The sequence below is a fragment of the Aquiflexum gelatinilyticum genome (genome assembly GCF_024813435.1).
Classification (GTDB): domain Bacteria; phylum Bacteroidota; class Bacteroidia; order Cytophagales; family Cyclobacteriaceae; genus Cognataquiflexum; species Cognataquiflexum gelatinilyticum.
The window spans coordinates 438957-465274 of the sequence record NZ_JANAEZ010000001.1 but is presented as its reverse complement, the minus strand read 5'-3'; the positions used below and the strand labels follow the sequence as shown (position 1 = coordinate 465274).

The window sequence follows — 26318 nt, the reverse complement described above, 5'->3', positions numbered from 1 at the left end:
TATACAAATAGTTTAATGGAAGAACCTAAATTAAACTCAACAATTCAATCAGATGAAATAGACCTCCTTGAACTAGCTAAAACCGCATGGACAAGTAGAAAGATAATTTTTTCCATTACGATGATTTTCACAGTGCTTGGTTTGATTGTGTCTCTTGTTTTAAAAAACGAGTATACAGCAGGATCCACGTTTGTCCCTCAAACGTCTGAGCCAAACAAAGTTGGAGGGAGTCTTGGAGGATTAGCTTCTTTAGCAGGGATAAATTTAAGCGGAATGGGAGGAGGTAATGAGATCCCGCCGACTTTATATCCTAAAATTGTAACTTCAGTTCCATTTAGGAAATCATTGATAGAAGCCAAGATTCAGCCTTATGGAAGTGACAAACCAATTACTTACCGATATTATTTCGATAGTGTGTATCGTCCAAGCATTTTGACCGTAATGGGTAAATATTCAATTGGTTTGCCGGGGTTATTAATTAAAGCACTTAAAAGAACAAATAACCAAAATATTGAATTGAATAAATTTGGATTAATAAATATTTCTGAAAATGAATTTGAACATTTCAAAAGACTAGAAAATCAAGTTGCTATCCAATTTAATGAAAAAGAGGGATTTGTTTCTCTGTCTTTTTCGATGCCTGAACCAAGGATCGCTGCGCAAATGGCAAAATTTGCTGAAGAATTGCTTCAAAAAGAGGTGATTGAATTCAAAATCCAAAACGCAAGGGAACAATTAAAGTTTACGGAGGAAAGATTTCAAGAAAAGAAAACAGAGTTTGAATTGATTGAAAATAGATTAGCCAATTTTAGAGATAGAAATCAGAACCTTTCTTCTGCAATTGTAATTAATCAATTACAAAAACTTGAAGCTGAATATAATTTTGCATTTAACGTTTATAATGAATTAGCAAAACAGCTGGAGCAAGCAAAACTTCAAGTTAGCAAAGACACTCCGATTTTTTCTATAATTCAGCCAGTAACTGTTCCTATTGAAAAATCAGCCCCCAAAAGACCTCTTATTTTGGTTGGTTTTGCGTTTGTAGGATTTTTACTTTCAATCGGTTATGTATTTGGCAACCAATATTTTTCAACGATAAAAGAAATGTGGAACAGGTAGATTCTATTTTAAACAAAACCTCATAATTAAGATTAAATGAAGAGATACACCGAAAATAAAATTTAAAATACAAAAAAAAGTTTTTCAAATATTTTTTTTTGTATTTTAAATCATTTTATTTGTAAAAAAAAAAATCTATCTCGGTAGAATTATCTGTCAATAAACCCAAAATGGTAAAAAGTATAATTCAATAATTTATTAAACATAAAATTTTTAAAAAATGAAAATTACAGTAGTAGGTACAGGGTACGTAGGATTAGTATCCGGAGCATGTTTTTCCGAAGTAGGCATTGAAGTAGTCTGCGTAGACATTGATCAGAAGAAGATCGACAATTTGAAAAACGGTATTATGCCGATTTACGAACCTGGTTTAGAAGAAATTGTAAAAAGAAACTTTGCAAGTGGAAGACTTCAATTTTCAACCAATCTCGGAGAAGCTATTCAAGGTTCTCAAGTAGCATTTATTGCAGTCGGAACACCTCCGGGAGAAGATGGTTCAGCTGATTTGAAATATGTGTTGGCAGTTGCAGATGAAATCGGTCGAACCATGACCGATTATATTGTTGTAGCTACAAAAAGTACCGTTCCTGTGACGACAGGCGAAAAAGTCAGAGCTGCTATAAAAGGAGCTTTGGATGCAAGAGGAGTTGATATTCCTTTCGCAGTAGCTTCAAATCCTGAGTTTCTTAAAGAAGGAGCAGCCGTTGATGATTTCATGAAACCTGATAGAATTGTAATCGGAGTTGAAGATGAAAGGGCTGAGGAAATAATGAAAAGATTGTATAAGCCTTTTCAATTGAACGGAGATAGAATCATTTACATGGATATTCCTTCCGCTGAGATGACCAAATACGCAGCAAATGCGATGTTGGCAACCAAAATCTCCTTTATGAATGACATTGCAAACCTATGCGAGTTAGTAGGTGCCAATGCCAATATGGTCCGAAAGGGAATTGGGTCTGATCCTCGAATTGGAACTAGATTTATTTATCCTGGTGTAGGTTACGGTGGTTCTTGTTTTCCAAAAGATGTAAAAGCTATCGTAAAAACCGGAAAAAAATATGGGTATGATCTTCGTGTCCTTCAAGCAGTTGAAGATGTAAACGATGACCAAAAACATGTTTTGGTAAAAAAGGTCAAAAAGCATTTTGGAGATGACCTCAGTGGAAAAACATTTGCAATATGGGGTTTGAGTTTCAAACCTAATACAGATGATATGAGGGAATCACCTTCTATTGTTATAATTGATGAGCTAATAGCTGCTGGTGCAAAGGTAAAAGCCTATGACCCAATCGCCATGAAGGAAGCTCAGCATATTTACATTGGAGATAAAATTACCTATGCAAAAGATTCTTACGATGCATTGGTAGATGCTGATGCATTATTATTGGTGACAGAATGGTCTGAATTTAGGATTCCAAGCTGGTCTGCTGTGGGTAAATTGCTCCATAACAAAGTGGTCTTTGACGGTAGAAACATCTATGATAGAGAATACCTCTCTGAACTTGGATTTACCCTTTACGGGATTGGGATTTAATTTATTAAAATGCGTTTCAAGATGTTAAAATCTAGAAACGCATTTATTTTTTCGTTAATACTTATTTTGGAAACCACAATTCAAATTATTTATTTCAATTTTTTTTGAAGGAATCCCGCCGATTCTTATTTAAATGTAATTTTTTTAATTAAAATATTTATTCATTCTGAAAATTAGAAAATGTTAAAACCGATTTCAGAATCCAAAATAGCAATTGTTGGGTTGGGATATGTTGGGCTACCTTTAGCTGTTGCATTTGCAGAGAAACTCCAAACCATAGGTTATGATATTGATTCAAAAAGAGTTCTTGAACTCCAAAATGGTCATGATAGGACATTAGAAATAGAAGATAATGAATTAGCCAACGTTCTTGTTGAATCAGTCGATCAACTTCAATCTGATAAAAGAGGACTTTTGGTGACTGATGAAATTATTAATATTACCACTTGTAATATTTTCATTGTCACCGTACCAACACCTACGGATAAACATAATAGGCCCGTATTGACCCCAATGCTCAAAGCATCGGGAATGATCGGAAAAATTTTAAAAAAAGGAGATATAGTTATCTATGAATCCACAGTATATCCAGGTGTAACTGAAGATGAATGTGTTCCGGTTTTAGAAAAAATTTCAGGATTGAAGTTTAATGTTGATTTCTTTGCAGGCTATTCTCCAGAGAGGATTAATCCGGGGGATAAGCAACATACAGTTACAAAGATTTTAAAGGTTACTTCCGGTAGTACTCCCGAAATCGCTGACTATGTGGATAAATTGTACAGATCTGTAATTGTTGCGGGAACGCACAAGGCTTCTTCAATAAAAGTGGCGGAGGCTGCAAAAGTTATTGAAAATTCTCAAAGAGATATCAATATTGCATTCGTAAATGAACTTTCCAAGATATTTAATTTATTGGAAATAGATACCCATGAAGTTTTGGCAGCCGCAGGAACAAAATGGAATTTTCTTCCTTTTAAACCGGGATTAGTTGGAGGGCATTGCATCGGAGTTGATCCTTTTTATCTTGCCCAAAAAGCTCAGGAAGTAGGTTATCATCCTGAGATTATCTTAGCAGGGAGGAGATTAAACGATTCTATGGGAAAATATGTCGCAACTGAAGTGATCAAATTGATGATGAGGAAAAATCTCAAAGTCATTGATTCAAAAGTATTGATTCTTGGTTTCACATTTAAAGAAGATTGTCCTGATGTGAGAAATACAAGGGTGATTGATATTTATAATGAGTTGAAATCATTTGATATGGAAGTTGACGTGTATGACCCATGGGCTGATTCAAAAGAAGTAATGCATGAATATGGAATCAATATTTTTAACCAAGAAGACAAACCAAACCTATCAGAATATTCGGCAATAATTTTAGCAGTAGCCCACAAAGAATTCCTTAAGCTTGAAATTCAAAAATCTGAAAACCTAGTTGTCTTTGATGTAAAAGGTATATTTAGTAGATCAAAAGTTGATGCGAGATTGTGACTTTAAAAATCAGATTATCTTCAAAAAGTAGGATTAGATTAAATTTTTCTGAATTATTTATTCAAAAAAATTTAAATCTTTCAAAAGACAAAATTTTATATTATTTTTTAATTTTTAGATGAAATTATTTTCCAAAATTTTTAATAAGTATAAAGATTTATTTTTATACCAATTTGCTATCGGTTACAATGCGGTAATTAATCTGTTAGCAATTATAGTATTTACAAGGATCATGTCAGCCAAAGATCTTGGTTTGTATTTTTATCTAATCGCCATAATCAACTTTTTATCAATAATTACAGCTTTTGGATTTCAACAAGGAATATTAAGGTATAACCCAGGTAGGAAATTGAGAAATGATACTACGTTAATAATCCTATATTCGAACTTTTTAATTGTATTCATCACAATTCTGTTTTTAATAATGTTATTGTTGAATTTTAACCAACTATTTGAAATTGAAGTAAAACTGTTGGTTTTAATTTATTTAGGATTAATAGTGGATTCGATTTATAAAATAATTCTATCTTTTTACCAAGCAAAAAAATTAGTTAATGATTATAAATTGGCAACAATCATAGCCAGTAATTTTAGATGGATTTTTGGTTTTTTTTTGGTTTATTTTTTTGAATTTGACCACCTAGGTCTAGTTGGCTCATTTATACTAGGGGAATTTATCTGTATCCTAATTTTCCTTCATAAGGAGGCTATATCAATTGGTTTACATTTTACCATATTTGGGTTTAAAAAGGTAAAACTCTATATGAAATATGGCCTCCCTTTAATCGGCTATAGCCTCATAACTTTTCTTAAGCCGTTGTTAATTAATTTTTGGATAAAAATTAATGAAGGTGAAGCTGCAATTGGAATCTTCAATGCCAATTTTATTATGGGTTTAAATGTTATTGGATTATTAACAACTCCATTTTTATTATATATGCAGCCAATTATGGTTGAAAAATTTCATATAAGTCAATCCAATTTTTTTAAATACTTAAAGCTTTTTTTTAGGCTATTCACCTTTTCCTCATTAATTATTCTTTTAACCTTCATTATTTTTCAGGAGACAATTATCGAAATATTAATTGGAATTGAGTTCAGGTCTGGAGGGATATTGATACTTTTTGGAGTTTTTTCGGCGGTACTTAATGGCTTGATTCTTATTTTGATAAAGCCTTATGAAATGTGGAAAAAAACCAACTCGATAATGAAATTAAATTTTGCAAGTTTTTTTGTTTTTATAACATTAGGATATTTTTTGCACTTAAAATACTCATTAGAAGGGATAGCCTATGCTTACATTTTATCTAATTTAGTTACCTCAATCTATCTTTGTTTTCTATTCAGAACAGAAATCCAATTTGAAAGACAAATAATACTTGACTTGATTTGGCTTTTCATATGTATTTCAACTTCAATTTTAATCTATAATTTTATCAATTTTGAGCAAACTTTTTATTTCCTTCAGATTGGCGCAATTATAATCATAGTTATTTATTCAATAACTAATTATAAAGATTTAAGAAAATTATGGTTGGAACAAAAAAAATATTAGTAATAGTTGTTACATTTTTATTTGCTCTGAATTATATATGGTTTGGTTTTGATGCGTTTTCCGGATTTTTTCTTTTTTTTATAATTTCCTCCGTGTTTTTTAATCTGGTCACAAAAACAAATAGCCTTTTTTTAATCATCATGATTTATTTTTACTTATGGCTTCTATGGGGAAATCTCACCTATAATATTTTTTCTACAATATGGATAATTGATGGTGATATTGTAATGGTAAATAATATGTATTCTCTATTCATTTTTACATTTTCAATTTTGGGGTTTCTATTTGTAAAAAATCAAGAATCTCTTTTTGAAAAAAGCAAATTTGAATTGGATTGGGATTTCTCATTAAAAAAGGCAATTTTTTTTACAAAAATTTTAATTGGGCTACATTTGGTTTTTTTCCTACCCAATATAAGTCTAGGGATAGAGGAGAATTACAGTGATTTTTCTCAAAATATTGCACTCAGAGTCCCATTTATTAATAGACTCATTTATATCTATCCGATATTTTTAATTTTGACTTATTTAAGATTTCAAAAAAATGAATTAAGCTTAAAATGGCTGATTTGGAATATTTTCATTTCTAGTTTGGTGCTGACTTTGACAGGTTCAAGATTTCTTTTAATGACTACAATGATATGTTTATTTTTTATTCATATTATTTTATTGAAAAGGTTAGAAAAAAAGTTAAATCCCAAACTCATTTTATATGGTGGGATATTTGTTGGTTTAATTTATTTCATTGTGCCTCTATTGAGGGCAAGTACTGTAACTGAATCAAATCAAACAGAATTGGCAAATGAATATTTTGTAATTTTTACAAAGTTTGGTGGAGAATTTAGAGACGGGGTTTGGTCCACAAAAGCGTTGTCCGAGGCAAGCAAGGAATTAATTTCAAATCATTATTTGGAAACGGTATTTTTCCCTTTGTTTCCAAAACCTCTTATTTCCTTATTAGGTTTAGATTATAATATTGTTTTTGAAATGACTTCAAGTGTTATTATGGCCAATAGTATTGATGTGGAAGTTAAAGGGATTAGAATTGGAGGTGTATTGGAATTGTTTTATTGGAATGGATATTTAGGTGTCATCATAGGAAGTATTCTTCTTTTTATTATTTCAAACGTTGCAATTAAACAGTTATATGGCAATAATTCGGTTTCTTCTATTGCAATGTACAGCTACTTACTCATTCTTCCCTTTTACTTTAGTTTTGCTCAATCCAATTTACTATTCACGCCGTTGATCAGCTTTTATTTGTTGTTTCTGATCATTTACTTCTTTTCAAAAAATAAAAATGAAAAAAGTATTATTCTTGACGCCTAACTCTTTCCCTGCAGAGACGGGAGGATCCGTTTTATTTAGGAAATTGATTGGTTCATTAGATTTCTTAGATTTTTCTTGGATAAGCATTGATAAGTCAAAAGTTCAAGGCCTAAATATAAAAAATGCGAATTTTGTTAATTTTTTACCTATTGTAAAATCAGGCTCTTTTGACAAAATAGGTAGGAGAATTCCTTGGATAGGAAAATTTTGGTTTAAAATTAGGTATGGATATTTGAAAAGAAAAGGGGAAAATCTGAATCTTAAGGATTTCTCAACTTTTGATTTAATTTGGGTATATGTATCAACTCAAGCTATACCTTTTAGTAGTGCAGTTTTTAAAAGGACAAAAGTAAAGTTGCATATTTCCGTTCAAGATGATATTTACGGACATTTACCTAAATGGGAAGCGAAAATATTAGAGGACGATTACATTTGGTTGTTGAAAAACGCAACTACTATTGATTTTGCTTCTGAAGCTTTGAAAGATTATTTGTTTACGAAATACAACTTTTCGAACCGCTACAAAATTGTATGCTTTGCAGATGAAACTGAAGTTCCGTCTCCGATCCTCAATAATAATATTTCCAATATCGGATTTGCCGGAAATGTCTGGAGTCCAAAAAATTTTAACACTCTTCTATTGAATTTAAATAATCTCAATAAAACAGGGCGAAACTTAAAACTTCATGTTTTTTCCAATAATTTTCCTAAATCATTAGAAGATAATTTTTCTTTCGAAATCGAAAATAGGGGTTTGATGAAAAATGAAGATTTAGTAAATGAATTGCAGAAAATGGATTTAGTATATGTTCCAATGTCCTTTGAGGAAAATAAAAAGATTCTTTCATCTACTTCATTCCCATCCAAGGTCTTTACCTATTTGAATACAGGAATTCCTATTCTTTTCCATGCGCCAAAATATTCATCAGTTTTCAAATTCATTGAAAAACATAATACAGGATTTGTAATTTCTTCCAATGATGAAGAAGAATTCAAAAAAGATTTTGAAAAAATTTTAAATTCAAAAGTGGGAGAGAGAAGAATGATCTCCGAAAATGCAATCAGATTATTGAAAAATAAATATGCTTTTTCTAATCAAAGGCTCGAATTTATAGATTTAATATTAAACTGAATGAGTAATCCTTCACCTATTTGCTTATTTGTCTATAAGCGACTCCTAGAGACAAAATTGACAATTCAGGCTCTTGAAAAAAACCATCTTGCTAAAGAATCTGAATTATATATTTTTTCAGATGGACCCAAAAATGAGAAAGATATACAGCAAGTCGAGGAGGTTAGAAATTATATAAAGGAAGTAGTAGGATTTAAAAAAGTTGTAATTAATATATCCAACGAAAATAAAGGTCTTGCGAAGTCAATTATCAATGGAGTTTCCTCAATCCTTGAATTAAATGAAAGTGTTATAGTTTTGGAAGATGATCTATTGACCTCTCCAAATTTTTTAATTTTCATGAATGAGGCTTTGACTGCATTTGAACATAGAAATGATATCCAATCAATAAATGGATATTCTCCATTTATTAAAGCTAGCGATACATTAGAAAGTGATGTTTATCTCCACTACAGGACTTTTTCCTGGGGGTGGGCTACTTGGAGATCAAGTTGGTCACCTGAAATTTTTTTAAAACAAAAAATTAACCATGAAATAAATCAGCAAACTTTAATTGATTTTGATCTAAAATGCGGTCATGATATGTCTGTAATGTTAAAGAGTGCTTTGGCGGGCAAAATTGACTCATGGTATATTTATTGGGCATATGACCATTTTAAAAATAATAGGCTAGCAGTATATCCTTACCTTTCAAAAATTGATAATATAGGATATGGTGTTGAGAGTACTCACTGTGATGGGGTTTTAACCATTATTTCGAAATTTGATACGGCTGGAAATCGGGAATTTAAATTACCAAAAAATATAAGTAAATACGATCAAACGATAAAAAACGTTAATTATTACTTTACCAAAAAGCATAAATTTTTATTTAGAATTAAAATGCTTCGTAAGCTGAAAAACTACCCAATTCTTTTTAGAGAAATTAAAAAGAAGTTTTTGAAATAATATGAAAAATAAAATCACTGAAATATTAAGAAGGATTTACTACTTGAATTATTATCTCAATTTTAAAAAAAAAGGGAATCAAATAATATTATCAAAGGGTGGATTAATAAATAATCCTTCAAAAGTAGATCTTGGTAGCAATATTTATATTGGAAGAGATTTTAAAATCAATTCAAATGGAGGGGTTAAAATCATGGATAATGTAATGATTGGTCCTAATCTTTTAATCGAATCAGATGACCATGTTTATAGCAAAGTTGGTGTACCAATGTTTTTCTATAGAAATGAAAAAATAAATGGGCAAGTAATTATTGAAAAAGATGTCTGGATTGGGGGGAATGTCACAATTTTGAAAGGAGTTACCATAGGGGAAGGTTCAATTATTGGGGCATGTAGTTTAGTTAACAAAAATATTCCTCCATATTCTATTTCGGTGGGTATACCCTGCAAAAAAATTAGGCCAAGATTTAGAAAAGAAGAATTAGAATTGCATTTGTTGAAAACTAATTCAAATTATTCAATTAAAGATTTAGAAATTTTATTTAATTAAATCACAATGATAATAAAAGGAAGTAAATTGCTCATTACCGGAGGAACGGGTTCATTTGGAAATGCAGTGTTAAACAGGTTTGTTAATACTGAAATGTTTGATGAAATAAGGATTTTCAGTAGAGATGAAAAAAAACAAGATGACCTTAGAAAAAAGATCAACAATTCCAAAGTTAAATTTTACATAGGAGATGTTAGAAATAGTTCAAGTGTTGAAACTGCTGTAAAAGGTGTTGATTATATTTTTCATGCTGCTGCATTGAAACAGGTGCCTTCATGTGAGTTTTTTCCCCTTGAAGCTGTTAAAACTAACATACTTGGAACTGATAACCTTCTCTCAGCTGCGGAAAAATTTGAAGTAAAAAGAGTGGTTGTATTAAGTACCGACAAAGCCGCGTATCCAATAAATGCTATGGGAATGTCCAAGGCTTTGATGGAAAAAGTGATGGTGGCTAAATCAAGAGGATTAGAAGATGATAAAACAATTTTTTGTGGAACCCGATATGGCAATGTAATGGCTTCAAGAGGTTCGGTCATACCATTATTTATTGATCAAATAAAAAAGGGTCAGCCACTTACGATTACTGATCCAAATATGACACGTTTCATGATGACTTTAGAAGATGCCGTAGATTTAGTTCTTTTTGCATTTGATAACAGTAATCAAGGAGATTTATTTATTCAGAAGGCTCCTGCTGCCACAATTGAGGTACTCGCTAAAGCATTGTTGGAATTATATGATTCAAAAAATGAAATCAAAACAATTGGTACCCGTCACGGAGAAAAGTTGTTTGAAACTTTGGTTAACAGAGAAGATATGGTAAAAGCCCAAGATATGGGAGATTATTTTCGAATTCCGGCTGATACTCGGGATCTTAATTATGCACAATTCTTTTCAGAAGGAGAACCAAATGTTTCAAATTTTGAAGAATATCATTCTCATAATACCCATAGACTTGATATAGAGGGTACGAAAAAATTGCTTTTAAAACTTCCAATAATCAGAAAAGATATTTTGGGAGAAGTTAACGTTGAACAATACCCGGATTAATACAAACATGTCTTTGAAAATAGGGATAACCGGTCAAAACGGTTTTGTAGGTGCACATTTATATAACACTCTAGGACTTTTTCCAGAGGAGTTTGAAAGAATTGAATTTGACAGAGAGTGGTTTAGTGAAAATGAAAAACTTGATTTATTTGTTGGCCAATGCGATGTGATCGTCCATTTGGCAGCACTAAACAGGCATAATGAACCTGAGGTTATCTATTCTACCAATGTCGCTTTAGTCAAAAAGCTCATTTCCTCTTTTGAAAGGACAGGCTGTAAACCTCATGTCTTAATTTCCTCCTCTACCCAAGAAGAGAGGGATAATTTGTATGGAAAGTCGAAAAAAGAAGGAAGAAATTTATTTGCAAATTGGGCAATGGGATCCGGTTCTATTTTTACTGGACTTGTAATTCCCAATGTTTTTGGGCCTTTTGGAAATCCATTTTATAATTCTGTAATCGCGACATTTTGCCATCAAGTTAGTCGCAATGAAATGCCAAAGATTGAAATTGATGGTGATTTAAAGCTTATTTATGTCGATGAATTAGTGTCCGAAATCATAAAGGCTATTCGGCTTAAAAAGAATGATTCATTATTTACAGTTAATCATACATCAGAAGCAAAGGTTTCAGAGATTTTGGAATTACTCAAAATGTATAAATCGGTATACCAAGATTCAGGAATGATACCCAAAATGAATAATTCTTTTGAACATAATCTTTTCAATACTTACCGATGTTATATGGATATTGAAAACTATTTTCCCCGTAAATTTATAAAACATGCTGATCCGAGAGGCGCTTTCGTTGAGGTTATTAGGTTAGGAATTGGAGGCCAAGTATCATTTTCAACTACTTTCCCAGGAATTACTAGAGGCAACCATTTTCACACCAGAAAAATAGAAAGGTTTGCAGTAATTAAGGGTAAGGCTCTAATTCAACTTAGGAAAATCGATAAAGATGAAGTTATGGAGTTTTTTTTAGATGGGAATGAACCCGCATATGTTGATATGCCGATTTGGTTTACTCATAATATCAAAAACATAGGCGAAGAAGAATTGTATACCATTTTTTGGATCAACGAACATTATGATGAAAAAAATCCTGATACTTATTTTGTTACCGTTTAAAATTGATTAATTACCCTATTTATATCTTTAAAAATAATAAATGAAAAAGATCAGAGTAATGACAGTGGTGGGTACCCGGCCGGAAATTATTCGGCTTTCGAGGGTTCTGACTGCACTCGATGAATCAGATGCTATAGAGCACATATTAGTTCATACGGGTCAGAATTATGATTATGAACTGAATCAAATATTTTTTGATGATCTTCAAATCAGAAAACCGGATTATTTTTTAGATGCAGCTGGTACCACAGCCACAGAAACAGTTGGGCAGATTTTGATTAAAATTGATCCTTTATTGGAAAAATTGGAACCGGATGCATTTTTAGTCTTAGGGGATACAAACAGTTGTCTTTGTGCCATTCCGGCTAAAAAAAGGCATATTCCCATTTTTCACATGGAGGCAGGAAATAGGTGTTTTGACCAAAGGGTACCTGAAGAAACTAACAGAAAAATAGTGGACCATATATCCGATATCAATCTTACATATAGTGATATTGCAAGAGAATATCTCCTTCGTGAAGGCTTATCCGCGGACAGGATTATCAAAACAGGTTCTCCAATGTATGAGGTTTTGAATTTTCATTTAAACAGAATAAACAATTCCGATGTCATATCAAGGTTGGGCTTGCAAAAAGGAGAATTCTTTGTGATATCCTCTCATCGTGAGGAAAACATTAATAGCGAAAAGAACTTCAAAGGATTGATTGATAGTTTGAATTTTTTGGCTGAGAAATATCAATATCCGATAATTGTAAGCACACATCCAAGGACAAGAAAAATGATAGAATCAAAAGGTGTCGAGATTCATCCCCTGATTCAGTTGTTAAAGCCTCTTGGTTTTATTGATTACAATGCTTTGCAAAAGAACTCTTTTGCAGTATTATCCGACAGCGGTACGATTTCAGAGGAGTCTTCTATTTTGAATTTTCGTGCTTTGAATATTCGGGATGCCCATGAAAGACCCGAAGCTATGGAAGAAGCATCTGTGATGATGGTCGGAATGAACACAGAAAGAATAATTCAGGGAATTGTTCAACTTGAAAAGCAAAAAGTAGGAGAGGAAAGGAATTTTAGAAAAGTTGCTGACTACAGTATGCCAAATGTTTCTGAAAAAATGGTAAGGATCATAATTTCTTATGTTGATTATATCAAGAGGGTCGTTTGGGGTGAAAAATGAAATTCAAAAAATTTGGGGGATTAATTTTCTTTTAACAGATCAAAAAGATTATTTGGCTTATTTAGAAAATTGTCTTTCATCTGAAAATAGAATTATTCTTAATGGAGTAAATCCATATAGCTTAAGCTTGGTTAAAAAGAACCCTGAAATATTGGATGCCTTAAAACAATCTACTATTGCTAATGTAGATGGCATTCTTTTAAAATTCGCATTGCAATATTTAGGATACAAGGTCCCTGTCAGGCTCGATACTCCAAGTATCTTTGAAGGCCTTATGGAGATTTGTGTTAAACAAAAATTCAGCATATTTCTTTTAGGGTCCAAGGAGGAAGAGCTTCCAATAATTATTGACAATTTAAAAAATTCGTTCAAAGATTTAAATATTGTTGGATCACATAATGGTTTTTTTTCTGCAGAAGATGATCATCAAATAATTGAAAACATAAAAAATTGTTCTCCAGATATCATTCTTCTTGGAATGCCAAGCCCCAAAAAAGAGGTTTTTATGTATAAAAATAAAGATAAATTTCTTTTTAAAGCGTCTCTTGGGGTTGGAGGCGTGTTTGATATTATTGCGGGGAAAAAGAAACAGGCCCCTATATGGGTTAAAGACCTTAAAATCGAATGGTTATATAGGTTTGTTCAAGAACCCTTCAGGCTTTTTGAAAGGTACTTAGATATGTTCCTTTATTTTTTCAAATTTATATGGGATTCAAGGGAAACTGAAAGAAAAAGAAATTCGTAATGAAAAATGCCAATTAATCATCCGATTGATCTATAAAAAATTGATTTGAAAAATATATTTTCTAAGAAGTATTTATATTATTTAAAGATTATTTCTTTAATCACGCTTCAATTTTCTTTTCAAAGTGCCTTCGGTCAGTTTATTCCGGCAGGTACACCTATGGTTGAGGAATTCATCAGAAGAAATCAAATAATTTCAGATAATACCAAATCATCTTTCTTACTCCGACCAATTTTACTCGATCAAATTGATTCTTCCAGCAATTTGGTAAGTTTCGAAAATTCGAAAAACGGAGTTGAAAATTTTATTCTTCCATTTCAAAGTATAACTACTTTTAATTCAGATAGACCTTATGGTAGGAGTGATTTTGGAATGATTCCCAATGTTGGTTTACAACAATACATAAGTGGTGGGATTTTTGTCAAATGGAAATTTTTGAATTTTCAATTTCAGCCAGAAATTGTAATAGCACAAAACCGGGCATATAAAGGTTTTTCAGATGATTTCGAACAACCTATATTAGTAGATAGGTTTCATTATTGGAATTATGATGATAGCCCTGAAAGATTTGGGAAAAACGAGTTTTTTGAGATTTGGTTAGGACAATCAAACTTTACAATTAATCATGGTGCATTTGAATTGGGGATTTCTTCCAGAAATATTTGGTGGGGACCTGGTCAATGGAATTCCTTGACTTTTTCTAATAATGCCAAATCATTCCCTCATTTCTCCCTTAATACCACTAAACCCGCGAAAACATTTTTGGGAAATTTCGAAGGACAGGTTGTGGTTGGTAAACTCAAAAACTCAGGATTAGGACCTTCTCAAAACCAAAGTTTAAATGACCAATATTTTGATCAATTTACCGGTGACTGGAGGTATTTGAATGGTATAACAGTTTCGTATAATCCTAAATGGATTCCTGGTTTATTCTTTGGAATTTCAAGAACATTTCAGCAATTTAACAAAAATAGAGGAAACACATTTGATGATTTTTTTCCCATCTTTCAGGTATTTCAAAAGGAAAAATTTATTAACAGCTCCAACCCTACCCAAATTGATGACGAAGCAAGAGATCAACAGGCAACTATATTTGGGAGGTTTTACAATGTAAATGCTAAATTTGAGATTTATTTTGAATATGGTAGGAGGGACCATGCTTTCAATTGGAGGGAGTTTTTAATAAATCCGGAACATGCCCGTGCTTATTTAATCGGATTTAAAAAGTTAGTAGCACTCAGAAAGAATAATAAATTTTTACAATTACGCGGTGAAATCACGCATCAGCAAGAATCAGTAAATAGATACATAAGATACCTTGGATTAGGAGGAGATGCTTCTTGGCATACACACTATCAAGTTCGCGGTTTTGTAAACCATGGACAGCCATTAGGGGTCGGAATAGGTACAGGTTCAAATATCCAGACCTTAGAATTTGCCATTGTTGAAAATTTCAATAAACTCGGGGTTATTTTTGAAAGATTAGAAAACCACCAGGATTTTTATTACAGAGCATTTGGCCAACAAAATGAACATCAGCCATGGATAGATTTAAGTATTGGGTTTTTATTTGATAAAAGATGGGAAAACCTACTATTTAGTTCAAGGCTTCAAGTAATTAATGGAAAAAATTATCAATGGCAACTAGATGAAAAAAGTACTCCTGAATTCCCAAAAGGAGAAAATTTGTTATCTCTACATTCCCAAATCAGTTTGGTTTATTTTTTTAATAAACAAAATTAAATGATCAATATTACTGTAGTTGCAGGAGCCCGTCCTAACTTTATGAAAATTGCGCCTATTCTAAAAGCCATCCAGGACAAAAAGGAGACAGGGACAGCAATAAATTTTAGACTAGTTCATACCGGTCAACACTATGATAAGAAAATGTCGGGTGATTTTTTTGAACAGTTGAATATTCCTAAACCTGATATCAATCTGGAGGCGGGAGGAGGAAGTCAGGCCGAACAAACTGCAGCCATTATGGTGGCTTTTGAGAAAGAATTGATAGCCAAAAGGCCCGATTTAGTTATTGTTGTCGGAGATGTAACTTCAACTTTAGCCTGTTCTATTGTGGCCAAGAAATTGGTAATCGATGTGGCGCATGTGGAGGGCGGGATTCGGTCCGGAGATATGAGTATGCCAGAAGAAGTCAATAGGATTGTTACAGATAGTATTACTGACCATTTTTTTACAACTTCAGAGATAGCCAACAAACATCTGTTGTCAGTTGGAGTAGCTGAGAATAGGATTCATTTCGTGGGGAATACAATGATTGATACATTACTTTCCAATCAAGATAGGTTTGTAAGTCCTAGAGGGAATATGTTCGATGATCTTATTGAGAAGAGTTACTTTGTGATAACAATGCACCGGCCTGCCAATGTAGATGGAGAACAACAGCTTAAAGCCTTGATAGATGCTATTATGAATGGAACAGGTAATTTTCCTGTAATTTTTCCGGTTCATCCTAGGACTGCAAAAAATCTCGAAAAAATAGGGATTAATCATCTAAGACTAAGGATGGTTGAACCTCTTTCTTATCTAGAGTTTAATTACTTGGTCAAAAATGCTAAAGGCGTAATCACTGATTCAGGCGGCATTACAGAGGAGGCTTCTGTGATGAACATTCCCTGTATCACTATGAGAAACAATACAGAACGACCTGAAACAGTTACTTTAGGCACAAATGAGTTAATTGGTACTGATCCTTCTAACCTTAAAGAACCATTAGGGAGAATACTTAAGGGAGAATGGAAAACTTATAAGGGAATACCTCTATGGGATGGAAAATCAGCTCAAAGAATTGTTAATAAAATTATTGAGATTTACAGCTGATATATGATTTCCAATTACTTGAACTCAAATCTATGAAAGGTATAATCCTTGCCGGAGGTTCTGGAACCCGGCTTTATCCCATTACTAAGGGAACTTCCAAACAACTGCTTGCGATCTATGACAAGCCTATGATTTACTATCCAATGTCTGTGCTGATGTTGGCTGGGATAAGGGAGATTTTAATCATAAGTACGCCTCATGATCTTCCTAATTTTAAAAAATTGTTTGGCGATGGATCGGATTTGGGAATACAACTTTCATACGCAGAGCAACCTTCACCTGATGGTTTGGCCCAAGCCTTCATCATTGGGGAGAGATTTATTGGAAATGATTCGGTTTGTCTGGTTTTGGGTGATAATATTTTTTATGGTCATGGATTCACCAAGTTACTCAAAAGCTCAGTAGTAACAGTTGAAAAAGAAAACAAAGCAACTGTTTTTGGATATTATGTCCAGGACCCTCAAAGATATGGTGTTGTTGAATTTACTGAGAAAGGGGATGCTGTAAGTATTGAGGAAAAACCCGATGTTCCAAAAAGTAATTATGCTGTAGTTGGTCTTTATTTTTATCCAAATTCAGTTATTGAAATTGCTAAAAACATAAAACCGAGCCAAAGAGGGGAGTTGGAAATTACTACTGTAAACCAAAAATATTTGAAAAATGGTGAACTTAAGGTTGAACTTATGGGTAGGGGATTTGCTTGGCTAGATACAGGAACCCACGAATCAATGCTTGAAGCTTCTAATTTTATCCATACCATTGAAAAGCGACAAGGACTTAAAGTTGCCTGTTTGGAAGAGATAGCTTATGATATGGGATTTATTGGAATAGAAAAATTGAAAAAGTTGGCTCAAAATTTGAGGAAAAATGAATACGGTGAGTATCTGCTGAGAAAGGCTGGCCTAAATTAATTTGGTATTTTATTGGTAATTAATTGATTAATATTCATCAGTTTTAATAGTAAAAAGTTGAATATTAGTTGTTTATAGTTAAATTTGTAAAAAATAATTTTTATGATAATTTTCCTAGCAGTTAGTACAGCGTTTATGGTTGGTTTTTTACTGACTCCAATAGTGATTCTTCTTTTAAAAAAAATGGAGCTTGTCGACAGCCCTGGGGGTAGAAAGATCCATAATGGTTTTATTCCCTCGATGGGAGGTATAGCTTTTGTATTAGCTAGTTTTGTCTCGGTTTTGGCTTGGCTTGATTCCCAATTAATCATGGAAATCAGGTTTTTGCTAGCTGCATTTGGCTTGATGTTTTTTGTAGGGCTTAGAGATGACATGGTCAATATGAGTGCATTTCAAAAATTGGCTGGTCAGTTTATATCTGCATACCTTGTTGTTGTGATGGCTGATATTAGGTTGACAAGTCTTTATGGATTTTTTGGAATTTATGAAATCCCTCTTTGGATAAGTTATGGTATCTCATTTTTTACAATTCTAGTTTTAACAAATTCCTTCAATCTTATTGATGGTTTAGATGGCTTGGCGGGTTCTATAAGTCTGGTAACTTTTATGTTTCTTGGATGGTGGTTTTTGGAAGCAGATCTTACTAGTTATTCTGTATTTTCATTTATTCTAGTGGGCTCGGTACTATCTTTCCTGGTATATAATTGGCATCCTGCCAAAATATTTATGGGGGACACAGGTTCTTTAAGTCTTGGGTTTGCTTTAGCAGTTTTGACCATCCTATTTATAGATAAAAATGGTACAATGGCAAACTATGAAGGATGGAAATTTAATGCTCCTATAGCTTCAGGTATAGCTTTATTGATAATACCTATTTATGATACATCTAGGATTTTTATTAAAAGAACATTAAAGGGGAAATCTCCGATGGCTCCTGATAAAAGTCACGTGCATCATTTTCTTTTGAGGATGGGGATGAGGCATGACCAAGTTACATTAACTCTTGTAGCTGTTAAAATCGGTTTTTTTGCCTTGATATTTTTGGGATCTAACCTTAATGACTATGTTATGTTGCCTATTGTTATTTTACTGGCAGTGGTCCTTGGGTTAAAAATGGATTCCATGACATTGAAAAGAGTCCGAAAAATAAATAAAAACACTCCGCCTATACTTTCTAAAAGACTGAAACGGAAAACACACCAAAGACCCAATATTCAGGGTGATGTTTTAGAAAAAGTAAAAATCAGCGATAATTAAAATTTAATGGTTATATATTGAAAAGCTCCGAAGTCAAAATCTTCGGAGCTTTTTTTGTTTTCAACTGTTAAAGTTTTATTTATTTTATTGTCCATTTTTGTTTTTTTGATTAACCAAACTTTCCAATAGTTTTGTCTTTGGTTTCACTTTATTTTGACATGTTAAAATCTATCCCACTTTCATCTCCGGTTTTTAATGGAAATGAAAATAATTTTTCTCTTGAGGCTTTGGAATCAAATCAAATTTCAACCGCAGGGAAATTCATCAATGAGTTTGAAGAAGAAATAAAAAAAAGAATTGGAGGCTTTGAAGTAGCAGTTACCAATTCCGGAACCTCCGCCATCCATCTTGCTTTACGGTTACTTGGTATTGGTCCAGGTGATGAGGTTTTATGTCAATCTTTCACTTTTTGTGCTTCAGCAAGTCCGATCCAATATTTGGGAGCCAAACCAATTTTCGTTGACAGTGAGTCGACTACTTGGAATATTTGTCCTGAAATATTGGAAGAATCAATCTTGGAAAGAATTAAAAAAGGCAAAAAGCCAAAGGCAATTGTCGTTGTTGACCTTTTTGGAATGCCTGCAAAATTTAAAGAAATCAATGTAATTGCTGCAAAATATGGAATTCCTATTGTGGAAGATGCTGCGGAAGCTTTGGGATCTGCTATAGATGGGAAAGCAAGCGGAACTTTTGGGGAATTTGGGATCTATTCTTTTAATGGAAATAAGATTATCACCACCGGTTCAGGAGGTGCATTGGTTTCCTCAGATTCAAATGCAATAGAAAAAGCCAAATATTTGTCCGTCCAAGCCCGTGAAAATTATAAATATTACTTGCATAAAGAAATTGGTTATAATTACCGTATGAATAATATGGCTGCAGCCATTGGCCTTGCACAGATTCAAAATTTGGATAGAAAGATTTCTTTTAGAAGAAATATATTTGAAAATTACAAAAGGTTGCTTCTTGATATTCCGGGTATTTCTACAATTCATGAGCCCGATGGATTCTATTCAAATAGGTGGCTTTCGACGTTTTTGATAAACAAACTTGAGACTGGAATTTCCATTGAGGACCTCAGACTTGCACTAATAAAGGAAAATATTGAATCGCGTTACCTTTGGAATCCATTGCATCTTCAACCTGTATTCAAAGATGTTCCATTTTATGGAGGCGGAAGCTCAGAAAAACTTTTTGGAGAAGGAATTTGCCTTCCAAGCGGTGAAAATCTTACAATGACAGATCAGGAAAGAATTGTTGAAATAATTGTTAAAACTCTTTCAAAAAGGTGATTTAATGTATTCTGTATTCTTCAAAAGACCAATAGATTTATTTTTAAGCTGTTTATTAATTATTCTCCTTTTTCCTATAATGGTAATTGTAGGGTTGCTTTTGGCTATTCACAATAAAGGAAATCCATTCTTTATCCAAAAGAGGCCTGGGAAACATGGAAAGTTATTCAGGCTGATTAAATTCAAGACTATGGCATTTGCGGTAAATAGCCATGGAGAATTACTTTCTGATAAGGAAAGATTAAAAGGATTGGGTAAAATTATTCGAAAATCCTCACTTGATGAACTTCCTCAGTTATGGAATGTCCTAGTAGGAGATATGAGTTTGATTGGTCCCAGACCTTTATTAGAAGAATACTTACCACTGTATAACGCTGAGCAGTCACGAAGGCACTTAGTTCGTCCAGGAATTACAGGATTAGCACAAGTAAATGGTAGGAATTCAATTTCTTGGGAGAAAAAATTTGAATTCGATGTTTTCTATGTAAATAACCTTTCTTTAAAGTTAGATATAGAGATTTTAATTTTGACTTTAATGAAGTTTTTTAGACCTGAAGGGATAAACCAAAAAGGACATACAACTATGCCAAAGTTTAAAGGTAGCAGATAGAATTTTGGTTGTCGATTTCAATCAACTTTTAAATAATATCTAAAAAAAATGTTTTAAGGGCTATCATATTTAGAATTATTTTTAGAAAACAAGAACCTTACAAACGCATTATTGAAGGCCGTATTTTTAATGAAATGTTCTTTTTTCCTGATTTTTTTAATGTTAAAAGTAAGGTTAAGTTAGTTTTAAAGTAGTTCAAACTTCAAAAAATGAAAGCTGTATAATGAAAATTGTATATTTTTTAAAATGCTGAAAATACCTTGGCGAAAAGTATATTTATGTAAAATTCAATGATATATTTGACATCAGTATTCTATTACTTAATTGAGTAAAAATTGAATAATATACATTATAATTACCCCAACCAATGAACTTTTTAAAAGACTTAAGGATACTCCCAAGATGGGTTATAGTTTCTCTGGATTTGGTTATTCTATTTCAATCAACCTTTTTCGCATATTTAGTAAGGTTCAATTTTGACCTTGAACTTGTTGAGAAAAGTAATGCGGTAACAGGGAGTTTTGTTTTTTCAGGGTTATTATTTGGGGTAATGCTTATCACTAAAAGCTATAAAGGAATTGTAAGACATACTGGACTAAAAGATAGTGTCAATATTTTCAAAACAGTAATTATAGGTTTTTTCATTGTGCTTGCGGTCAATTTTGGTTTTGAAAAAATAATATCAAGCTCTTATGTTATTCCTAATTCCATATTAATAATTGCTTCACTCACTGCACTTTTTCTGTTGATTTTGTATCGTTTCCTTGTCAAGGAATTATTTATTTATCTCAAAAGTGGATTTATTTCTAATGAGGTTAGGGTAGGGGTTATTTTTGGAGCTAGTGAGGCTGGTATTACAGCCCTTGACGTAATCAAAAGGGACAATAAATCAAACCTGCATATTGCCGCTTTTTTAGATGATGATCCCAAAAAAGAGGGTAAAATAATCGGCGGTAAAAGGATTTTCAAAGGGCTTTTTAATCTTAAGAATTTGGTTGAAACCCAAAATGTAACTGAGCTGATTATTGCTGTCAAAGATTTATCCGTTCATAGAAAAAAAGAAATAATTGATGAATGTTACAAATACAACATTCATGTGTCCATCGTTCCTCCTCTAAATCAATGGATCAATAGAGGTCTAAATACTGAGGCTATCCGGGATCTCAGGATTGAGGATTTGCTTGGAAGAGATCAGATTTCATTGGAAAATCAAAAAATAAAGGAAGAACTTGTCAATAAGGTTGTTTTGGTAACCGGGGCAGCAGGCTCTATTGGAAGCGAGCTTTGTCGACAGATAATGTATTATAATCCCAGATTGTTAATCCTATTAGATTTTTCCGAATCAGCCTTATATGACCTTGACATTGAATTTAGAGAATCAGGTATGGTTACTCCTCATATATCAGTTTTAGCGGATATAAGGGATTTAAATACCATGAAGGAGGTGTTTAGAAAGTATAGCCCTGAAATTATATTTCATGCCGCAGCCTACAAGCATGTACCAATGATTGAAAATTATCCTGAACAGGCTATCAAAAGCAATATTCTTGGAACAAAAATCTTAGCTGACTTATCGGTTTTGCACCATGTAGAAAAATTTGTTTTGGTAAGTACCGATAAGGCTGTAAATCCTACCAATGTCATGGGCGCTACAAAAAGAGCAGCGGAAATGTATGTTCAATCCCTGAATATGTATTTACAAAACCACCATGTTAACAATTATACTAAATTTATTACCACTCGATTTGGAAATGTCTTAGGTTCAAACGGATCTGTCGTCCCACTTTTCAAAAAGCAAATTCAAAAAGGTGGCCCAATCACTGTTACACATCCCGATGTGACGAGGTATTTTATGACTATTCCTGAGGCTTGTCAGCTGGTGCTTGAAGCCGGGTGCATGGGAAATGGTGGAGAGATATATGTTTTTGATATGGGAGAGCCTATAAAAATCGTTGATTTGGCTATCAATATGATCAGACTAACAGGCAAAAAAGAAGGTTCAGATATCAAAATTATTTTTACAGGTTTGAGGGAAGGAGAAAAACTTTTCGAAGAGCTATTGAATGATACTGAGGTGATTAAATTTACCCATCACCCAAAAATAAAAATCGCACAAGTTGCACCCGTACATTTTTTCAAAATTGAAGGTCAAATTGAAATGTTTGAATCCCTCATCGGTAAAAATTCAGAAAATGAAATTGTATTTCATTTGAAATCAATGATACCGGAATACAAGAGCAACTCTTCTAGATTTGAGGTTTTAGACAGGTTGAATTGATAGGGAGGATAAAGATCAACCTCTTTTACTTATTTTATTATGCGTTATTGGGCGTTGAAGATTGCATTTGAATCTTTCTGATTCTACCCCAAACTTTTTTTGATGTTTTGTTTTTCGCCCACTTACTCTTGTTCTCCAAAGCTTAAAGGATGAAAGTTTCAATTCTTTTCTCATCAATTTGATTACATCTTCTTCAGCAATTCCAAATTGATTTTTTATCGCTTCGAAAGGCGTACGATCCTCCCAAGCCATTTCGATTATTCGGTCTTTATCAATTGAATCCATAACATTCTTTAAGGTCCAAACAAAGTCTAGAATCTAATGTTTTTAAGATGATGGAAAAAATCAATATTGTTTGGTTTAAAAGAGATATAAGGACAAAAGATCATTTACCTTTAAAATTAGCTTTAGAAAGTGGATTACCTGTTTTTATGGTTTATTTTTTTGAACCTAGTTTGGTTAATTCGCCTCAGTATGACTTGAGGCATTGGAGATTTGTTTACCAAAGCATTCAGAGTTTTAATCAATCCATAAAGGCTATCAATTCTGAAATTTTTGTCCATCATGGTGAAGCAATTGATTTCTTTGAAAGAATACTGGCCCTTGTAAAGGTTGAAACAATCTTTTCACATATTGAAACCGGTATCTCAATTTCCTATGAAAGAGACAAAATTGTAAGCCGGTTTTTTAAAAAAAATGATATCAAGTGGAAAGAATTTCCTCAAAATGGTGCCATAAGAGGAATTAAAGATAGGGCTAATTGGGCAGAAAACTGGGTAAAATTCATGAACTCCCCTCTAGAAGATCCTGATTTTTCCAAAGGCTTTTTTTTTGATTTTAATTTCCTAAATGAAATTAAAGAAAGGGATCTTCCCAAAGATTGGAAAGTCCGTCATCCAAATATGCAGGAGGGAGGGGAGTCAATCGGGAGAAGGTATATGGAATCGTTTTTTCGGGGAAGGGTATTGAATTATAGCAAGAATATCAGCAAACCTGATGAAAGTAGAAAGTCATGTAGCCGATTATCCCCATACATAGCTTGGGGAAATTTGTCGATAAGGCAAGTCTACCAGGAAGCTGAAAAATATAAATCTGAGAATCCTTCAAAAAGTAATGTTAAAAATTTCCAATCAAGACTTCAATGGCATTGCCATTTCATTCAAAAGTTTGAAATGGAATGTAGAATAGAATTTGAAAACCTAAATAAGGGTTTTGATAAATTTGAAAAACAAAAAAATAAATCCAAACTCATTGCTTGGAAAGAAGGGAAAACAGGATTTCCTTTGGTTGATGCATGTATGCGTTGCCTGAAAGAGACTGGATATTTGAATTTCCGAATGAGGGCCATGTTGGTTTCATTTTTAACACATCATTTACTAATGGATTGGCGAGAGGGTGCAAATCATTTGGCAAGATATTTTTTGGATTTTGAGCCGGGCATTCATTATCCCCAGCTTCAGATGCAGGCTGGGGTTACAGGTATCAATACGGTCAGGATTTATAATCCTATCAAACAATCCCTTGACCATGATCCAAACGCAAATTTTATAAAAAAATGGGTTCCTGAACTTTCTAAATTGCCAGCCGGTCAAGTCCATGAACCTTGGAAAATAACAAAACTAGAACAAGTGATTTTTGGCTTTGAATTAGGGGTTGATTATCCTTTACCTATTGTTGATCCGGAAATCTCGGGAAGAATTGCCCGTGTTCAGTTGTGGCAAGCACAACGGGATGATGAAGTGATTAAGTATTCTAAAATGATTTTGAAAAAACATACGCTAGCTTCAAGAAAAATGTAAGGCAAAAAAAAGCCCCTCTGATAATTTCAAAGGGGCTTTTCAAAATGTTTCAAACGATATTAATCAGCCAAATACTTTTCTACCGGCACATAATCCATATTGAATGCTTCAGCAACAGCCTTATAAACGATGTCTCCGTTGATGACATTCAATCCTGGGATTAGATCATTATTTTGTTGAGCAGCCTTTTTCCATCCTTTGTCGGCCAATTGAATAGCGTATGGTAGAGTAGCGTTAGTTAATGCCAAGGTAGAAGTATATGGGACAGCACCCGGCATATTGGCTACGCAATAATGAACAACATCATCAATGATGTAAGTTGGATTTTCGTGAGTAGTCGGTTTGCAAGTTTCAATGCAACCACCCTGATCTACTGCCACATCTACTAAGACAGTTCCCGGCTTCATTATTTTCAGCATATCTCTCGTGATCAAATGGGGAGCTTTTGCTCCCGGGATCAATACTGCACCGACTATAAGATCTGAATGTTTTACCATTTCCCTGATGTTATACTCATTTGACATCATGGTTTTGACATTTGCAGGCATTACATCAGCAAGGTACCTCATTCGAGCAAGTGAAACGTCCATAATGGTCACATCAGCACCTAATCCGGCGGCCATCCATGCAGCTTGGGTTCCCACAATACCACCACCAAGAATCAATACTTTTGCAGGTAAAACTCCTGGTACTCCACCTAATAGAATTCCTCTTCCCTTCAAAGGCTTTTCAAGGTAATTTGCGCCTTTTTGTATTGCCATTCTTCCTGCTACTTCTGACATCGGAATTAATAGGGGAAGGCTTTTGTCTGTTTTTTCAACAGTTTCATAAGCTAGACATACAGCTTTGCTCTCAACCATAGCTTTTGTCAACGGTTCATAAGAAGCAAAGTGGAAATAAGTAAACAGTAATTGTTTTTCTTTGATCAGTTTATATTCGGGTTCAATCGGTTCTTTCACTTTTATGATCATATCTGCTATCGCATATACCTTTTCGATTGTAGGTAAAATGGTCGCTCCAGCAGATACATATTCTTCATCACTAAACCCGCTTCCTATTCCGGCAGTATGCTGTACAAAGACCTGATGGCCTCTTTTTACCAACTCCTTGGCTCCGGCAGGGGTCAATGCCACCCTGTTTTCATTGTTTTTGATTTCTTTTGGGGTACCGATTATCATATTGTTAAAATTTGGGTTCTCTAATTAGAAGCCCAAAGATAATATGTGGCTATTATTAAAAACCATTATCCATTCAATTATTTTGAATGCTGTAAGAAATAGAATAAAAAATAAAATATTATTCTATTATATCTCACTTTTCTTAATAAAATTTCAAAAAAAATATTATTTGGATCAAATATTTTGGAGGTTTTTTTTTAATTGATTTTGCTGATAATTTAATCTGTGGAATTCGGATTTCATAATTTATTTAGATTGCATTTTTTACTTAAAAGAAATTTTATTTTGTAAAACACATATTTAATATCTTTAATCAAAATTTTTTATTGAAATTAATCAAAATTATTCTGTTTTTAAATTTGTAAAAATGTCAATTTTCTTTATTTTTGAAATA

The 26318-nt window shown here is 33.0% G+C and carries 22 protein-coding genes and 1 pseudogene; 21 read left to right on the top strand and 2 right to left on the bottom strand.

Annotated elements, in window-relative coordinates:
* The first annotated feature begins 15 nt into the window (after positions 1 to 15).
* The 19 genes from NK987_RS01950 to NK987_RS01860 all read left to right on the top strand — a co-directional run bounded on the left by NK987_RS01950 (position 16) and on the right by NK987_RS01860 (position 22947).
* The gene (locus NK987_RS01950; protein WP_259262500.1) at positions 16 to 1119 is read left to right on the top strand and encodes a Wzz/FepE/Etk N-terminal domain-containing protein; all 1104 of its coding nucleotides are present in this window, start codon (positions 16 to 18) and stop codon (positions 1117 to 1119) included.
* A 220-nt stretch (positions 1120 to 1339) separates the two neighbouring features.
* Positions 1340 to 2656: a UDP-glucose dehydrogenase family protein gene (locus NK987_RS01945; RefSeq protein WP_259262499.1), complete on the top strand. Its 1317-nt coding sequence runs from the start codon at positions 1340 to 1342 to the stop codon at positions 2654 to 2656.
* Positions 2657 to 2836: 180 nt separating this feature from the next.
* Positions 2837 to 4147, top strand: coding sequence for a nucleotide sugar dehydrogenase (locus NK987_RS01940; RefSeq protein ID WP_259262498.1), 1311 nt, complete (start codon positions 2837 to 2839; stop codon positions 4145 to 4147).
* Between the two features lie 118 nt (positions 4148 to 4265).
* Positions 4266 to 5702, top strand: a complete 1437-nt coding sequence (locus tag NK987_RS01935) for an oligosaccharide flippase family protein (RefSeq protein ID WP_259262497.1) — start codon at positions 4266 to 4268, stop codon at positions 5700 to 5702.
* Entirely contained in the window at positions 5678 to 7030 is a 1353-nt protein-coding gene (locus NK987_RS01930) for an O-antigen polymerase (RefSeq protein WP_259262496.1), read from the top strand. Before NK987_RS01935 ends, NK987_RS01930 begins: the two co-directional genes overlap by 25 nt.
* Positions 7002 to 8162 (top strand): glycosyltransferase, encoded by a 1161-nt coding sequence (locus NK987_RS01925; RefSeq protein WP_259262495.1) that lies wholly within the window; start codon positions 7002 to 7004, stop codon positions 8160 to 8162. The genes NK987_RS01930 and NK987_RS01925 overlap by 29 nt, the downstream gene beginning before the upstream one ends.
* Entirely contained in the window at positions 8163 to 9110 is a 948-nt protein-coding gene (locus NK987_RS01920; RefSeq protein ID WP_258423323.1) for a glycosyltransferase, read from the top strand.
* A gap of 1 nt (position 9111) precedes the next feature.
* Positions 9112 to 9660, top strand: a complete 549-nt coding sequence (locus NK987_RS01915; RefSeq protein WP_258423324.1) for an acyltransferase — start codon at positions 9112 to 9114, stop codon at positions 9658 to 9660.
* 6 nt (positions 9661 to 9666) lie between these two features.
* Positions 9667 to 10710 (top strand): polysaccharide biosynthesis protein, encoded by a 1044-nt coding sequence (locus tag NK987_RS01910; protein WP_258423325.1) that lies wholly within the window; start codon positions 9667 to 9669, stop codon positions 10708 to 10710.
* Between the two features lie 7 nt (positions 10711 to 10717).
* The gene (locus NK987_RS01905; RefSeq protein ID WP_258423326.1) at positions 10718 to 11839 is read left to right on the top strand and encodes a polysaccharide biosynthesis C-terminal domain-containing protein; all 1122 of its coding nucleotides are present in this window, start codon (positions 10718 to 10720) and stop codon (positions 11837 to 11839) included.
* Positions 11840 to 11879: 40 nt separating this feature from the next.
* Positions 11880 to 13016, top strand: coding sequence for a non-hydrolyzing UDP-N-acetylglucosamine 2-epimerase (gene wecB / locus NK987_RS01900; RefSeq protein ID WP_258423327.1), 1137 nt, complete (start codon positions 11880 to 11882; stop codon positions 13014 to 13016).
* Positions 13006 to 13761, top strand: a complete 756-nt coding sequence (locus NK987_RS01895) for a WecB/TagA/CpsF family glycosyltransferase (protein ID WP_258423328.1) — start codon at positions 13006 to 13008, stop codon at positions 13759 to 13761. Before wecB (NK987_RS01900) ends, NK987_RS01895 begins: the two co-directional genes overlap by 11 nt.
* A gap of 45 nt (positions 13762 to 13806) precedes the next feature.
* Positions 13807 to 15504 carry a capsule assembly Wzi family protein gene (locus tag NK987_RS01890; protein ID WP_259262494.1) on the top strand — a complete coding sequence of 566 codons (1698 nt, stop codon included), beginning with the start codon at positions 13807 to 13809 and terminating at the stop codon, positions 15502 to 15504.
* Positions 15505 to 16599 (top strand): non-hydrolyzing UDP-N-acetylglucosamine 2-epimerase, encoded by a 1095-nt coding sequence (gene wecB, locus NK987_RS01885; RefSeq protein ID WP_259262493.1) that lies wholly within the window; start codon positions 15505 to 15507, stop codon positions 16597 to 16599. It begins immediately after the preceding gene.
* 32 nt (positions 16600 to 16631) lie between these two features.
* The gene (gene rfbA, locus NK987_RS01880; RefSeq protein WP_259262492.1) at positions 16632 to 17510 is read left to right on the top strand and encodes a glucose-1-phosphate thymidylyltransferase RfbA; all 879 of its coding nucleotides are present in this window, start codon (positions 16632 to 16634) and stop codon (positions 17508 to 17510) included.
* 102 nt (positions 17511 to 17612) lie between these two features.
* Positions 17613 to 18767, top strand: coding sequence for a glycosyltransferase family 4 protein (locus tag NK987_RS01875; protein WP_259262491.1), 1155 nt, complete (start codon positions 17613 to 17615; stop codon positions 18765 to 18767).
* Between the two features lie 158 nt (positions 18768 to 18925).
* The gene (locus tag NK987_RS01870) at positions 18926 to 20059 is read left to right on the top strand and encodes a DegT/DnrJ/EryC1/StrS family aminotransferase (protein ID WP_259262490.1); all 1134 of its coding nucleotides are present in this window, start codon (positions 18926 to 18928) and stop codon (positions 20057 to 20059) included.
* A gap of 4 nt (positions 20060 to 20063) precedes the next feature.
* Positions 20064 to 20669, top strand: coding sequence for a sugar transferase (locus NK987_RS01865; protein WP_259262489.1), 606 nt, complete (start codon positions 20064 to 20066; stop codon positions 20667 to 20669).
* A gap of 550 nt (positions 20670 to 21219) precedes the next feature.
* The gene (locus NK987_RS01860; RefSeq protein WP_338021181.1) at positions 21220 to 22947 is read left to right on the top strand and encodes a polysaccharide biosynthesis protein; all 1728 of its coding nucleotides are present in this window, start codon (positions 21220 to 21222) and stop codon (positions 22945 to 22947) included.
* A gap of 15 nt (positions 22948 to 22962) precedes the next feature.
* Here NK987_RS01860 and NK987_RS01855 read toward each other — a convergent pair whose 3' ends face one another.
* Positions 22963 to 23232, bottom strand: a complete 270-nt coding sequence (locus NK987_RS01855; protein ID WP_258423336.1) for a TIGR03643 family protein — start codon at positions 23230 to 23232, stop codon at positions 22963 to 22965.
* Positions 23233 to 23279: 47 nt separating this feature from the next.
* Here NK987_RS01855 and NK987_RS01850 point away from each other — a divergent pair.
* Both NK987_RS01850 and NK987_RS01845 read left to right on the top strand, forming a co-directional pair.
* Positions 23280 to 23663 (top strand): annotated as a pseudogene (locus tag NK987_RS01850) (deoxyribodipyrimidine photo-lyase); the annotation flags it as partial.
* Positions 23664 to 23732: 69 nt separating this feature from the next.
* A complete protein-coding gene (locus tag NK987_RS01845) occupies positions 23733 to 24746 on the top strand; it encodes an FAD-binding domain-containing protein (RefSeq protein ID WP_258423507.1) in 1014 nt (337 codons plus the stop codon).
* 59 nt (positions 24747 to 24805) lie between these two features.
* On the opposite strand, the gene ald is transcribed toward NK987_RS01845, so the two are convergent.
* Complete coding sequence (gene ald, locus NK987_RS01840; RefSeq protein ID WP_259262487.1) at positions 24806 to 25924, bottom strand: alanine dehydrogenase; 1119 nt, start codon at positions 25922 to 25924, stop codon at positions 24806 to 24808.
* Positions 25925 to 26318 lie beyond the last annotated feature (394 nt).

What these genes read in the sequence shown, in the direction of transcription:
- NK987_RS01950 (WP_259262500.1), top strand. Translation starts at nt 16, where the DNA reads ATGGAAGAACCTAAATTAAACTCAACAATTCAATCAGATGAAATAGAC.
- NK987_RS01945 (WP_259262499.1), top strand. Translation starts at nt 1,340, where the DNA reads ATGAAAATTACAGTAGTAGGTACAGGGTACGTAGGATTAGTATCCGGA.
- NK987_RS01940 (WP_259262498.1), top strand. Translation starts at nt 2,837, where the DNA reads ATGTTAAAACCGATTTCAGAATCCAAAATAGCAATTGTTGGGTTGGGA.
- NK987_RS01935 (WP_259262497.1), top strand. Translation starts at nt 4,266, where the DNA reads ATGAAATTATTTTCCAAAATTTTTAATAAGTATAAAGATTTATTTTTA.
- NK987_RS01930 (WP_259262496.1), top strand. Translation starts at nt 5,678, where the DNA reads ATGGTTGGAACAAAAAAAATATTAGTAATAGTTGTTACATTTTTATTT.
- NK987_RS01925 (WP_259262495.1), top strand. Translation starts at nt 7,002, where the DNA reads ATGAAAAAAGTATTATTCTTGACGCCTAACTCTTTCCCTGCAGAGACG.
- NK987_RS01920 (WP_258423323.1), top strand. Translation starts at nt 8,163, where the DNA reads ATGAGTAATCCTTCACCTATTTGCTTATTTGTCTATAAGCGACTCCTA.
- NK987_RS01915 (WP_258423324.1), top strand. Translation starts at nt 9,112, where the DNA reads ATGAAAAATAAAATCACTGAAATATTAAGAAGGATTTACTACTTGAAT.
- NK987_RS01910 (WP_258423325.1), top strand. Translation starts at nt 9,667, where the DNA reads ATGATAATAAAAGGAAGTAAATTGCTCATTACCGGAGGAACGGGTTCA.
- NK987_RS01905 (WP_258423326.1), top strand. Translation starts at nt 10,718, where the DNA reads ATGTCTTTGAAAATAGGGATAACCGGTCAAAACGGTTTTGTAGGTGCA.
- wecB (WP_258423327.1), top strand. Translation starts at nt 11,880, where the DNA reads ATGAAAAAGATCAGAGTAATGACAGTGGTGGGTACCCGGCCGGAAATT.
- wecB (WP_259262493.1), top strand. Translation starts at nt 15,505, where the DNA reads ATGATCAATATTACTGTAGTTGCAGGAGCCCGTCCTAACTTTATGAAA.
- rfbA (WP_259262492.1), top strand. Translation starts at nt 16,632, where the DNA reads ATGAAAGGTATAATCCTTGCCGGAGGTTCTGGAACCCGGCTTTATCCC.
- NK987_RS01875 (WP_259262491.1), top strand. Translation starts at nt 17,613, where the DNA reads ATGATAATTTTCCTAGCAGTTAGTACAGCGTTTATGGTTGGTTTTTTA.
- NK987_RS01870 (WP_259262490.1), top strand. Translation starts at nt 18,926, where the DNA reads ATGTTAAAATCTATCCCACTTTCATCTCCGGTTTTTAATGGAAATGAA.
- NK987_RS01865 (WP_259262489.1), top strand. Translation starts at nt 20,064, where the DNA reads ATGTATTCTGTATTCTTCAAAAGACCAATAGATTTATTTTTAAGCTGT.
- NK987_RS01860 (WP_338021181.1), top strand. Translation starts at nt 21,220, where the DNA reads ATGCTTATCACTAAAAGCTATAAAGGAATTGTAAGACATACTGGACTA.
- NK987_RS01855 (WP_258423336.1), bottom strand. Translation starts at nt 23,232, where the DNA reads ATGGATTCAATTGATAAAGACCGAATAATCGAAATGGCTTGGGAGGAT.
- NK987_RS01845 (WP_258423507.1), top strand. Translation starts at nt 23,733, where the DNA reads ATGAACTCCCCTCTAGAAGATCCTGATTTTTCCAAAGGCTTTTTTTTT.
- ald (WP_259262487.1), bottom strand. Translation starts at nt 25,924, where the DNA reads ATGATAATCGGTACCCCAAAAGAAATCAAAAACAATGAAAACAGGGTG.